Here is a 12,208-nt window from a genome sequence, read left to right on the forward strand (position 1 = left end):
GCTGGCGCAGGTGGCGTATGGCGTCCTGAAATCAGGACGCCCGTTCGATGCCACGTTGCATCAGGAAAATGCTTGCATGGCATAACAGTATCTACAAAACTGCTTTTCCGTAGGCCTGATAAGCGAAGCGCCGTCAGGCCCACCCTTCATTGACATAACTTTAATGATAACCATTTTCATTTAAATATAGCCTGTGCTATACCTTATAGCACGGGCTAATTTTGCTTTGAATTTCACCACCTCAGGAGACTTCTGCGATGCACCCACTGCAAGGATTAAAGCGTCTGTTGCTCGGCGCGCTGCTCACGGCTACGGCCAGCACGGGCGCGCTGGCGGCTGAAAAGTTCCAGGTCATCACCACCTTTACCGTCATCGCGGATATGGCGAAAAACGTGGCGGGGGATGCCGCAGAAGTCACCTCCATCACCAAACCGGGCGCTGAAATCCACGAGTACCAGCCGACGCCGGGGGATATCAAGCGCGCGCAAAAGGCGCAGCTGATTCTGGCGAACGGCATGAACCTGGAGCTGTGGTTCCAGCGTTTTTATCAGCATCTGAACGGCGTGCCGGAGGTGATTGTCACCCAGGGCATCACCCCGATGGGCATCAGCGAGGGGCCGTACGACGGCAAGCCTAACCCGCACGCGTGGATGTCGCCGGACAACGCGCTGATTTACGTTGATAACATCCGCGACGCGCTGGTGAAGTACGACCCGGCCAACGCGCAGGTCTACCAACGCAACGCTGAGGCCTACAAGCAGAAGATCGTCGCGACCCTCGAACCGCTGCGCAAGCAGGTGGCGGCCATCCCGGAAGACAAACGCTGGATGGTGACCAGCGAGGGCGCCTTCTCCTATCTTGCGCGGGATCTGGGCATGAAGGAACTTTACCTGTGGCCGATCAACGCCGATCGGCAGGGGACGCCGCAGCAGGTGCGCAAGGTGATCGATCTGGTGAAGAAACATCGCATCCCGGCGGTATTCAGCGAAAGCACGGTCTCCGATAAGCCGGCGCGTCAGGTGGCGCGGGAAACCGGCGCCCACTACGGCGGTGTGCTGTATGTTGACTCCCTGAGTGCGGAAAACGGCCCCGTGCCGACCTATATCGACCTGCTGAACGTCACCACCCGCACGCTGGTGCAGGGCATTCGCGACGGCATGAAGGAGTGACCATGCAAAAGGGGATTGTCGTCACGGACGTGACCGTGACCTACCGCAACGGCCACACGGCGCTACGCAATGCGTCGTTCAGCGTGCCCGGCGGATCGATTGCCGCGCTGGTGGGGGTGAACGGCTCCGGCAAGTCCACGCTGTTTAAGGCGGTGATGGGCTTTGTGCGGGCGGCGAGCGGCACTATCACCCTCCATGGGCTGCCGCCTCACCGGGCGCTGCGCCAGAACCTGGTCGCCTACGTGCCGCAGTCGGAAGAGGTCGACTGGTCGTTTCCGGTGCTGGTCGAGGACGTGGTGATGATGGGCCGCTACGGGCATATGGGATTTCTGCGGCGGCCTAAAGCGCAGGATCGGCAGATCGTGACCGACGCCCTGAAGCGCGTGGATATGCTCGAGCTGCGCCACCGGCAGATTGGCGAGCTCTCCGGCGGGCAAAAGAAGCGCGTCTTCCTGGCGCGGGCGATTGCCCAGCAGGGCGAGGTGATCCTGCTCGACGAGCCGTTTACCGGCGTGGACGTTAAAACCGAAGCCAGAATCATCAGCCTGCTGCGCGAGTTGCGCGACGAGGGCAAAACCATGCTGGTCTCGACCCACAATTTAGGCTCGGTCACGGAGTTTTGCGATTACACGGTGATGGTCAAAGGCACCGTGCTGGCGAGCGGTCCGACGGAAACCACCTTCACCGCCGAAAACCTTGAGCGCGCCTTCAGCGGCGTGCTGCGCCACGTGGTACTCAGCGGCTCGGAAGATCGCATCATTACCGACGATGAGCGACCCTTCGTGACGCACCGGCAGGAGGCAAAATGAACGCGCTTCTCGAACCCTTCAGCTATGAGTACATGCTTAACGCGATTTGGGTCTCGTCGATGGTGGGTGGGCTGTGTGCGTTTCTCTCCTGCTACCTGATGCTCAAAGGCTGGTCGCTAATCGGCGATGCGCTCTCTCACTCCATCGTGCCGGGCGTGGCGGGGGCTTACATGCTCGGGCTGCCGTTCTCGCTGGGGGCGTTTTTATCGGGCGGGCTGGCGGCCGGCAGCATGCTGTTTCTCAACCAGCGCAGCCGCCTGAAGGAGGACGCCATTATCGGGCTGATCTTCTCCTCTTTTTTCGGGCTGGGGCTGTTTATGGTCTCGCTCAACCCAACCTCGGTGAATATTCAGACCATCGTGCTCGGCAATATTCTGGCTATCGCGCCGGAGGATATCGTCCAGCTGGCGATTATCGGCGTGGTGTCGATGGTTATCCTGCTGTTCAAATGGAAAGATCTGATGGTGACCTTTTTTGATGAGAACCACGCCCGCGCCATCGGCCTGCGCCCTGAGCGCCTGAAGATCCTGTTCTTCACGCTGCTGGCGGTCTCTACCGTGGCGGCGCTGCAAACCGTCGGCGCGTTTCTGGTGATTTGCCTGGTGGTTACGCCCGGCGCAACCGCGTGGCTGCTGACCGACCGCTTCCCGCGTCTGCTGATGATTGCCGTCGCCATTGGCAGCCTCACCAGCTTCCTCGGCGCGTGGGCCAGCTATTACCTGGACGGCGCCACCGGCGGCATTATTGTGGTCGCCCAGACGCTGCTGTTCCTGCTGGCGTTCGTTTTTGCGCCGAAGCACGGGCTGCTCGCCAGCCGTCGTCGCGCGAAGGAGGCACATCCATGATGGCGCTGCTCCTTGAACCCTTCCAGTTTGCGTTCATGAACAACGCGCTGCTGATTTCACTTCTGGTAGCCGTGCCCTGCGCGCTGCTGTCGGTTTTTCTGGTGCTGAAAGGCTGGGCGCTGATGGGCGACGCCATGAGCCACGCGGTGTTTCCCGGCGTGGTGCTGGCGTGGGTGATGGGCCTGCCGCTGGCGCTGGGCGCGTTCGTTGCCGGTCTGTTTTGCGCGGTCGCCACCGGCTACCTCAAGGACAATAGCCGCATCAAGCAGGATACGGTGATGGGGATCGTCTTTTCCGGGATGTTCGGCGCGGGGCTGATCCTCTATATCGCCGTCAAACCTGAGGTGCATCTCGACCACATTCTGTTCGGCGATATGCTGGGCATAAACGGGATGGACATTCTGCAAAGCGGTCTCGTCGCGGGGCTGATTGCGCTGGTGATTGGCCTGAAGTGGCGCGATTTCCTGCTGTTCTGCTTTGACTATCAGCAGGCGCAGGCGAGCGGCCTGCGCGCCCGCTGGCTGCACTATGGCTTACTGTGCATGGTGTCGCTGACCATCGTGGCGACGCTGAAGGCGGTGGGGATTATTCTGTCGATTTCGCTGCTGATTGCCCCCGGCGCGGTGGCGGTGCTGATCGCCCGACGCTTTCACATGGCGCTGATCGTGGCGGTGGCGGTATCTGCGCTGGTATCGGTCAGCGGCGTGTATGCGTCGTTTTATCTCGACAGCGCGCCCGCGCCGACCATCGTGGTGCTGTTCGCGGTGGTGTTTATCGTGACGTTTGTGGTGACCAGCGTGAAGGCGCGTCGGCAGGAGCGTGTGACAGCAGGGTGATGACCTGTTCGCCGTCGAGTAGCCAGTGAAGTGTGAAGGCTAAACCTTCGTCAAATCCCATCTGCGGACGAGTCAGCGCCAGCATTAGCGTCTCTTTATCGAGCATCGTGACGCGCGCGCTGTCAAACCCCATGTAAGACTGCACCTGCGGAAAGAGGGCCTTAAACAGGCTCTCTTTGGCGCTGAAAACCAGCGTCAGGGCGAGGGCGAACGGGTAACCCGAGCGGGAAAGCACGCGCTCTTCATGGGCATCTATAATGCCATCTTTGATTTCCCTTGCTTCATTTTCGGCGAGGATCGCTTCACTATCGATACCGATAAGCGCAGGGTAAGGCGCGACGACAGCCATCGCCTGCGTGCCGCTGTGGGTGATGCTGCCGGAAATTCCGTCCGGCCAGAGCGGTTCCCCGCTGGGGCCGATGGCGGGAACGGTGTGGTCAGGCAAGGCGTGCGCGGCGGCGATGCGTCCTGCCAGATGGTCAGCCTTGCGTTTACGTCCGGCGTCAGCGAGCTGGGCGTGATGGGGGAGCCAGAGGAGATCGGCGTCGGTGAAGGTGGCGGGGTCGAAGGTGATGCGGTGGAGGGTGAGGCCGGCGAGAGAAAATGTGCTGTGGGTGGTGTGCATGGTTTTTCCCTCTGAATTGTGCGGACTGATGCCCTCACCCCAACCCTCTCCCACAGGGAGAGGGGGAATTCACTGCCTGTATCAGAATCTTGTGTTTACGCTCATGTACCAGGTGCGACCCGGTTCATTATACGTATACGCACCCGCACCGTACATATACGCGCCGGTTGTCGCGTTCCCCGTGGTCTGGGCATTACCCGCGCGCCACTGGCGCTTGTCGAAGACGTTGTCCACGCCGCCGGTCAGGCTGACGTTTTTCGTCACGTCCCAGGTGGCGCTCAGGCCAACGATGCTGTACGGGCTGACCTCGTCTTTCTCAGACCCGGTCACCGGCTGGCCTTTATAGTTATACTTCTTCGGCTGCTGCTTGCCGTACCAGGTGAAGGTCGACTGCAATGACACATCCTGATGCACCTGCCAGCTCAGGGTTGAGTTCAGCGTGTACTCCGGGATGATCGACAGACGGTCGCCGGTCTCCTTGTTCTTGCTTTGCAGCATATAGGTGATGTTGTTGGTCCAGTTGATCGTGTCGCTGACCGGCACGTTCAGGGAGCCTTCCAGACCTTCCACCACCGCCTTCGGCACGTTTTCCCACTGGTAGATATCGGTGGTGACTTTACCGGTGGAGGTCTGGCCAATCGGCGCGTAGCCCGCTTCAATCTTGTTGCGGTAGTCGTTGCGGAACCAGGTCACGCCCGCCAGCCAGCCGTCGCGTTTCCACTCGAGGCCAATCTCTTTGTTGATGCTGGTTTCCGCTTTCAGATCGTCGTTACCCATCATGTAGCAGCCCACGCCGTCGGAACTGGCGTAGCAGCCCTGGCCTTTACTGTACAACAGGTAGTTCGGGTTAGTCTGGTACAGGCTTGGCGCTTTGTAGGCGCGCGCGATGCCCATCTTCAGGGTGAAGTCATCCCCCAGACCCTGCGACAGGTTCAGGGACGGGCTCCAGTTATTGCCCACGATGGTGTGGTGGTCGAAGCGCAGGGCAGGGGTCAGCATGGTGCTGTCGGTCAGCTCCATGTTGTTCTCAGCGAACAGGGAGAAGATCTCCGCTGACGTGTACGGGCTACGGTCTTCGCTCATGCCCGGGATGGTGCCACCCTGTTGGGTTTGCGAGAAGGAGGTCGAATCCTTCATCCGCTGCTGGTTCCACTCGGTGCCGAGCGTCAGGTTCTGGTTAACGAGGAAATCAATCGGCAGGTTGATTTCGCTGTGCAGCATCACGTCGGCCAGGTCGGTGTCGGTGAATTTATTGCTGTTGAACAGACCTTCCAGACCGCCCGCCAGCCCTTCGCCCAGACGGGAGTTGCGGGTGTGCTCGTACTGCGCCCAGTTGCTGGTGGTAATGCCGTTGTCCCAACCGCCGTTCCAGGTCACCGCGAAGTTCTGGCGATAGATTCGGTTGGTCTCTTTGCCGTAGTTCTTTTTCACCAGCCCGCTGGAGCTGTTGTCGTTGTTGGTGTTCTGGGTATCACCGGCGTAGAGGTTGTTCTGGCGGCTGTAGCCCGCCTCAAATTCCAGTGACTGCATTGGCGCAAAGTCCCAGCGCACCACGCCGTTGATGTCTTTATTCTCTACCCCTTCACGGCCCGCGGGCAGCGTGTCGGCGTAGGCACCGGTACGGTCAGACTGGTGACCTTGGTTGATGTCCCACGCGTCGGCCTGGGTTTTGTCCAGGTTACCGAACATGCGGAAGCTGAAGTCGCCGCCCAGCGGGCCGCTCAGGCTGAAGTTGGTGCGTTTGGTGGAACCTTCATCCTTGTGCTCAGGCGCATTCAGGTAGGTGTTCCAGGAGCCGTGCCACTGGTCGTCGAATTTTTTGGTGATGATGTTCACCACGCCGCCCGCCGCGCCGTTACCGTAGCGCGCGGCGGCCGGACCGCGAATCACTTCGATACGCTCGATCATCTCCGGCGGGACCCAGCCGGTATCGCCCCGGGTGTCACGTTCGCCGCGCCAGCCCAGACGGATAGAGTTACGGCTGGTCACCGGCTTGCCGTCGATCAGGATAAGGGTGTTTTCTGGCCCCATGCCGCGGATATCAATCTGACGGTTATTCCCGCGCTGGCCGCTGGTGGAGTTACCGGTCAGGTTAACGCCCGGCATGGTGCGGATGATTTCCGCCACGTCCCGCGCGGGCGGGTTTTTGCGGATCTCGTCGGCGGTGATGGTCGATACCCCCGGCGCCTGCAGATTTTGCTCGGCAGCGGTGATCACCATCGTGTCTTCGTGCTGCGCTGAGGCGGTGTTGTCGTCTGCGAGAGCGGGCAGCGCGACGCCGTAAATCCCTAAATTGACCAGCAAGGCCAGAGAGTGAATCTTCTTATTCATTGTACGTCCTGCTTTATGGTTGTTTTATGAGCGCTTCCCACAGCGCGGCCACTACGCTATTGCAAATGCAAATAGTTATCAATAATATTATCAATAAAATTTGCTCTGAAACAAAAAAGACTGTTAAACATGAGGTTATAAGGGTGACGGCGTTAACAACCGGAAGTGAAGCGTGGTGGCAGTCGAAAAACGGGCCTGAAGGGACGCCGGAAAAGGGAAACTATCGCGTCACGTTCTGGTGGCGTGACCCGGCAGGAACGCAAACAACGTCACGGATCAAACGCGTCTGGCTCTACGTCACCGGCGTGACCGATCACCATCAAAATGCCCGCCCGCAGTCCCTCGAACGCATTCCCGATACCGACGTCTGGCAGTGGCAGGGCGAGTTCAGCCCCGAGTGGCGCGGCAGTTACTGTTTTATCCCTTCCGTGAATGAAAACGATTTTGCCGATGCAGTATTTGAAGGCGAGCAGCCGGACCGCATGGCGCTGCGCGAAGGCTGGCGCAAGCTGCTGCCTCACGCAATTTCTGACCCGCTGAATGCGCAGAGCTGGCGCGGCGGGCGCGGGCACGCCGTCTCGGCGCTTGAGATGCCGGAGGCGCCCGTACAGCCCGGCTGGAACCATCCTGATACGCCCTTCAACGCGCCCATTTGCATTGAGTGGGAAAGCGCGCGCCTGAAAAATCGCCGTCGCGTCTGGATTTTCACCACCGGCGGGGACGACCGGGAACGCCCGCTGGCGGTGCTGCTCGACGGGCAGTTCTGGGCCGAAAGCATGCCCGTCTGGCCTGCGCTGGCGTCGCTCACCGCCGGGCGTAATCTGCCGCCTGCGGTCTACGTCTTAATCGATGTTATCGATATGGAGCACCGTAACCGCGAGCTGCCGTGCAATCCCGACTTCTGGCTGGCGGTGCAGGAAGAACTTCTCCCCCTTGTCCAACAACGCGCGCCGTTTAGCGACCGCGCCGACCGTACGGTGGTCGCAGGGCAAAGCTTTGGCGGTCTCTCTTCCCTTTATGCCGCACTGCACTGGCCGCAGCGTTTTGGCTGCGTGCTTAGCCAGTCCGGCTCCTACTGGTGGCCGCACCGCGGCGGGCAGCAGGACGGGCTGTTAATCGAACAACTTAAAACCGGCGAAATATCCCCTCGCGGGCTACGCATCCTTCTTGAAGCCGGGCGCAACGAGCCGCTTATCTTGCGCGCAAACCAGGCGATCCTCGCCGAACTACACACTCAGCAACCGGTTATCTGGCGTCAGGTTGACGGCGGACACGATGCGCTTTGCTGGCGCGGTGGGCTGACGCAGGGGCTGATGACCCTCTGGCAGCCGCTCATTAAATAACGGAGTCTGTATGGAATTCAGCAATCCTTTCGATAATCCGCAGGGACAGTTCGCCATTTTGCAAAATGACCAGGGGCAGTACAGCCTGTGGCCGCAGCAGTGCGAGTTGCCCGCGGGCTGGCGCGTGGTCTGCGAGCCGCACTCTCAGGAGGCGTGCCAGCAGTGGCTGGCGCAACGCTGGCAGACGCTTGAGCCGTCCTCTTTTGCGGGGGAGCGCGCATGAACCGTCTTCCTCTCGTCGCCGCCCAGCCGGGTATCTGGATGGCAGAGCAGCTTTCCTCGCTGCCAAACGCCTGGAGCGTGGCGCACTACACCGAGCTGAAAGGAAATATCGACGCGCCGCTGTTGGCTAAAGCCATCGCCGAGGGCATGATGCAGGCCGATACCCTGCGCACGCGTTTCGCTGAAGATAACGGCGAGGTCTGGCAGTGGGTCGATGAGACCCTGATCCTGCCGGAGCCGTCCATCGTTAGCGTTGATTCTCACGACGCCGCCGTGGCGCTGATGGAGGCCGATCTCAGTCAGGATCTGCGCGTGGACAGCGGTCAGCCGCTCGCTTTCCATCAGCTGATTCAGGTCGGTGACAACCGCTGGTACTGGTATCAGCGCTATCACCATCTGGTGGTGGATGGCTTCAGTTTCCCGGCAATTACCCGCCAGATCGCCGCGATTTACGCTGCCTGGAAGAAAGGGGAACCCACCCCAGCCTCACCATTTACTCCGTTCGCCGAGGTCGTTGACGAGTATCAGCTCTACCGAGACAGCGAGGCGTATCAGCGCGACGGTGCCTTCTGGGAGGAGCAGCGCAAACAGCTTCCTCCTCCGGTCTCGCTCTCCTCCGCGCCGCTGCCGGGACGCGCCGCCACTACCGACATCCTGCGCCTGAAAATTGCAATGGACGCTCGCGCCTTTAGCCAGCTGGCGCAGGCAGCCGGGCAGGCACAGCGCACCGATCTGGCGCTTGCGCTGGTGGCGCTGTGGCTCGGCCGCCTCACCGGACGGCTGGACTACGCCGCCGGGTTTATCTTTATGCGCCGCATGGGGTCCGCCGCGCTGACCGCAACCGGCCCGGTGCTTAACGTCCTGCCGCTGGCGGTGAATATTAATCCGCTTGAGAGCCTGCCGGAGCTGGCGCTGCGCCTGGCGAACCAGCTGAAAAAGATGCGCCGACATCAGCGCTACGACGCCGAGCAGATCGTGCGCGACAGCGGGCGGGCCGCAGGGGACGAACCCTTGTTTGGGCCGGTGCTGAACGTGAAGGTATTTGATTATCAGCTGGATATCGACGGCGTGGAGGCCATCACCCACACGCTGGCGACCGGCCCGGTGAACGATCTCGAGCTGGCGCTGTTCCCGGACGAGCAGGGCGGATTAAGCATTGAGATCCTCGCCAACAGGCAGCGTTACGACGACGCGACGCTGAAGCGCCACGTTTCGCGCCTGAACGCGATGCTGGCGCAGTTTGCCGCGAACCCGGACCTGCGCTGTGGCGACGTGGAAACCGTATCCGAGCAGGAATACGCCCGGCTGGCGCGCATCAACGATACCGGCCTGGCGCTGCCCTCCACCACGCTGGCGGATCTGGTGGCGGAGCAGGCGAGCAAAACGCCGGACGCTCCCGCGCTGGCGGATGCCCATATTGAGCTGAACTACCGCCAGATGCGCGAGCAGGTGGTCGCGCTGGCAAATCTGCTGCGCGCGCGCGGCGTGAAGCCGGGCGACAGCGTGGCGGTGGCGCTTCCGCGCTCGGTGTTCCTGACCCTGGCGCTGCACGGGATTGTTGAAGCCGGCGCCGCCTGGCTGCCGCTGGATACCGGCTACCCGGACGATCGTCTGCGGATGATGCTGGAGGACGCGAAACCGTCGCTCCTCATTACCACCGACGCGCAGCTTCCGCGCTTTAACGATCTGCCGATACCTTCATTTAGTTACAACATGCTATTGCCAACCACAGGCGCTGAACCTCTGCGTCTGGCGAAGCCGGAGCAGACCGCGTACATCATCTTTACCTCGGGTTCAACGGGACGCCCGAAAGGGGTAATGGTGGGGCATACCGCCATCGTTAACCGCCTGAAGTGGATGCAGGATCATTATCCACTGGCGGCGCATGACGTCGTGGCGCAGAAAACGCCGTGCAGCTTTGACGTGTCGGTGTGGGAGTTCTGGTGGCCGTTTATCGCCGGGGCAAAGCTGGTGATGGCCGAGCCGGACGCGCACCGCGATCCGCAGGCGATGCAGAGCTTCTTCGCAGAATATGGCGTAACCACCACCCACTTCGTGCCCTCGATGCTGGCGGCATTTGTTGCCTCGCTGACGCCGGAAAACGTCGACTGCTGCAGAACGCTGAAGCAGGTGTTCTGCAGCGGCGAAGCGCTGCCAACGGCGCTGTGTCGCGAGTGGGAGCAGCTCACTCATGTACCGCTGCACAACCTCTACGGCCCAACCGAAGCGGCGGTGGACGTGAGCTGGTATCCGGCGTACGGCCCGGAGCTGGCGGCAGTGGAGGGCAACAGCGTGCCGATCGGCTTCCCGGTGTGGAATACGGGGCTGCGCATTCTGGATGCGATGATGCGCCCGGTGCCGTTCGGCGTGGCGGGCGATCTGTATCTCACCGGCATTCAGCTGGCACAGGGGTATCTGGGACGTCCCGACCTCACCGCCAGCCGCTTTATTGCCGATCCGTTTGCCCCAGGCGAGCGGATGTATCGCACCGGAGACGTTGCCCGCTGGCTGGACAACGGCGCGGTGGAATATCTGGGCCGCAGCGATGACCAGCTGAAAATCCGCGGTCAGCGCATTGAGCTGGGCGAAATCGACCGGGCGATGCTGTCATTGCCTGACGTGGCTCAGGCCGTGGCGCATGCGTGCGTGTTTAATCAGGCTGCGGCAACGGGCGGCGATGCCCGCCAGCTGGTGGGGTACGTGGTCTCGGAATCCGGTTTACCGCTGGATCGCGACGCGCTGCTGGACTCGCTCAGGGCACAGCTGCCGCCGCATATGGTGCCGGTGGTGCTGTTGCAAATCAGCGCGCTGCCGCTAAGCGCCAACGGCAAGCTGGATCGCAAGGCGCTGCCGCTGCCGCTGCCGGAGCTGACCAGTAAAACCTCCGGTCGCGCACCCGAGACGCAAACCGAAGCCGCCGTGGCGCAGGCGTTTTCTGCGCTGCTGGGCTGCGAAGTGAACGATATCGACGCCGACTTCTTTGCCCTTGGCGGCCACTCGCTGCTGGCGATGCGCCTCGCGGCTCAGCTCAGTCGTGCGTTCAGCCGCAAGGTCACGCCGGGGCAGATTATGGTCGCCTCGACGGTCGGCAAGCTCAGCGCGCTGCTGGACTCGCAACTGAGCGACGAACAGGCGCAGCGTCTGGGGTATGAAACCCTTTTGCCGCTGCGTGAAAGCAACGACCCGACGCTGTTCTGCTTCCATCCGGCGTCCGGCTTTGCCTGGCAGTTCAGCGTCCTGGCGCGCTACCTCAGCCCGCGCTGGTCGATTACCGGCATTCAGTCGCCGCGGCCAAACGGCCCGATGCAGCAGTGCGCGGATCTCGATGGGGTGATCGAACATCACCTGAAAACGTTGCGTAAGCAGCAGCCGCACGGGCCTTATTACCTGTTCGGTTATTCCCTCGGCGGCACGCTGGCGCAGGGCATTGCGGCCCGCCTGCGCGAGCAGGGTGAAGCGGTGGCGTTCCTTGGCCTGCTGGATACCTGGCCGCCGGAAACCCAGAACTGGGCGGAGAAAGAGGCAAACGGCCTTGACCCGGAAGTGCTGGCGGAGATCGAGCGCGAGCGTCAGGCGTTTATCGCCGCTCAGCAGGGACAGGGCTCCAGCGAATTGTTTAACACCATTGAAGGCAACTACGCGGACGCGGTGCGGTTGCTCACCACCGCGCACAGTTCACGCTTTGACGGTAAAGCGACGCTGTTTGTTGCCGAACGCACGCGAACGATGGATCCGCATACGGCCTGGGCGCCGTGGGTGGGCGAGCTGGAGGTCTACAGCCAGGACTGCGCCCACGTGGATATCATTTCACCGCAGGCGTTTGAAAAGATTGGGCCGGTACTGAAGGAAATTTTAGGATAGTGCAAATGCCCGGTGGCGCTGTGCTTACCGGGCCTACGGGAGCTGAATGTAGATACTGTTATGCCATGCAAGCATTTTCCTGATGCAACGTGGCATCGAACGGGCGTCCTGATTTCAGGACGCCATACGCCACCTGCGCCAGCTTACGCATCATCGCTCCGATTATC

At 61.3% G+C, this 12,208-nt stretch carries 9 protein-coding genes; 7 read left to right on the plus strand and 2 right to left on the minus strand.

Going from position 1 to position 12,208, the window contains the following annotated elements; genetic code table 11:
- Positions 1–257: 257 nt before the first annotated feature.
- From ACMWL8_RS24735 to ACMWL8_RS24750, 4 genes are read left to right on the plus strand one after another with little or no spacing between them, the layout of a single operon-like run.
- Complete coding sequence (locus tag ACMWL8_RS24735; protein ID WP_045261308.1) at positions 258–1,169, plus strand: metal ABC transporter substrate-binding protein; 912 nt, start codon at positions 258–260, stop codon at positions 1,167–1,169.
- Positions 1,170–1,171: 2 nt separating this feature from the next.
- On the plus strand, positions 1,172–1,978 hold the full coding sequence (locus ACMWL8_RS24740) for a manganese/iron ABC transporter ATP-binding protein (protein WP_028012282.1): 807 nt from the start codon (positions 1,172–1,174) through the stop codon (positions 1,976–1,978).
- Positions 1,975–2,823 (plus strand): iron/manganese ABC transporter permease subunit SitC, encoded by an 849-nt coding sequence (gene sitC / locus ACMWL8_RS24745; protein WP_045261309.1) that lies wholly within the window; start codon positions 1,975–1,977, stop codon positions 2,821–2,823. The genes ACMWL8_RS24740 and sitC overlap by 4 nt, the downstream gene beginning before the upstream one ends.
- Positions 2,820–3,659, plus strand: a complete 840-nt coding sequence (locus tag ACMWL8_RS24750) for a metal ABC transporter permease (protein WP_045261310.1) — start codon at positions 2,820–2,822, stop codon at positions 3,657–3,659. Before sitC ends, ACMWL8_RS24750 begins: the two co-directional genes overlap by 4 nt.
- Here the strand turns inward: ACMWL8_RS24750 and entD are convergent.
- Positions 3,595–4,284: an enterobactin synthase subunit EntD gene (gene entD / locus ACMWL8_RS24755; protein ID WP_045261311.1), complete on the minus strand. Its 690-nt coding sequence runs from the start codon at positions 4,282–4,284 to the stop codon at positions 3,595–3,597. The genes ACMWL8_RS24750 and entD overlap by 65 nt on opposite strands.
- Before the next feature lie 81 nt (positions 4,285–4,365).
- Positions 4,366–6,615 carry a TonB-dependent siderophore receptor gene (locus ACMWL8_RS24760; RefSeq protein ID WP_045261312.1) on the minus strand — a complete coding sequence of 750 codons (2,250 nt, stop codon included), beginning with the start codon at positions 6,613–6,615 and terminating at the stop codon, positions 4,366–4,368.
- A 143-nt stretch (positions 6,616–6,758) separates the two neighbouring features.
- Between ACMWL8_RS24760 and fes the strand changes: the two genes are divergently transcribed.
- From fes to entF, 3 genes are read left to right on the plus strand one after another with little or no spacing between them, the layout of a single operon-like run.
- Positions 6,759–7,958 (plus strand): enterochelin esterase, encoded by a 1,200-nt coding sequence (fes, locus tag ACMWL8_RS24765; RefSeq protein ID WP_414751622.1) that lies wholly within the window; start codon positions 6,759–6,761, stop codon positions 7,956–7,958.
- A 10-nt stretch (positions 7,959–7,968) separates the two neighbouring features.
- A complete protein-coding gene (locus tag ACMWL8_RS24770; protein WP_028012289.1) occupies positions 7,969–8,181 on the plus strand; it encodes an MbtH family protein in 213 nt (70 codons plus the stop codon).
- A complete protein-coding gene (entF, locus tag ACMWL8_RS24775) occupies positions 8,178–12,041 on the plus strand; it encodes an enterobactin non-ribosomal peptide synthetase EntF (RefSeq protein ID WP_045261314.1) in 3,864 nt (1,287 codons plus the stop codon). The genes ACMWL8_RS24770 and entF overlap by 4 nt, the downstream gene beginning before the upstream one ends.
- Positions 12,042–12,208: the final 167 nt, after the last annotated feature.

Origin of the sequence: Enterobacter sp. 04-C-12-SI-ECC (assembly GCF_047530715.1) — a bacterium.
Classification (GTDB): domain Bacteria; phylum Pseudomonadota; class Gammaproteobacteria; order Enterobacterales; family Enterobacteriaceae; genus Enterobacter; species Enterobacter bugandensis.

Excerpts from the sequence above, each read along its gene's own strand:
- ACMWL8_RS24760 (WP_045261312.1), bottom strand. The coding sequence starts at position 6,615 with ATGAATAAGAAGATTCACTCTCTGGCCTTGCTGGTCAATTTAGGGATT.
- ACMWL8_RS24750 (WP_045261310.1), top strand. The coding sequence starts at position 2,820 with ATGATGGCGCTGCTCCTTGAACCCTTCCAGTTTGCGTTCATGAACAAC.
- sitC (WP_045261309.1), top strand. The coding sequence starts at position 1,975 with ATGAACGCGCTTCTCGAACCCTTCAGCTATGAGTACATGCTTAACGCG.
- entD (WP_045261311.1), bottom strand. The coding sequence starts at position 4,284 with ATGCACACCACCCACAGCACATTTTCTCTCGCCGGCCTCACCCTCCAC.
- ACMWL8_RS24735 (WP_045261308.1), top strand. The coding sequence starts at position 258 with ATGCACCCACTGCAAGGATTAAAGCGTCTGTTGCTCGGCGCGCTGCTC.
- ACMWL8_RS24740 (WP_028012282.1), top strand. The coding sequence starts at position 1,172 with ATGCAAAAGGGGATTGTCGTCACGGACGTGACCGTGACCTACCGCAAC.
- entF (WP_045261314.1), top strand. The coding sequence starts at position 8,178 with ATGAACCGTCTTCCTCTCGTCGCCGCCCAGCCGGGTATCTGGATGGCA.
- ACMWL8_RS24770 (WP_028012289.1), top strand. The coding sequence starts at position 7,969 with ATGGAATTCAGCAATCCTTTCGATAATCCGCAGGGACAGTTCGCCATT.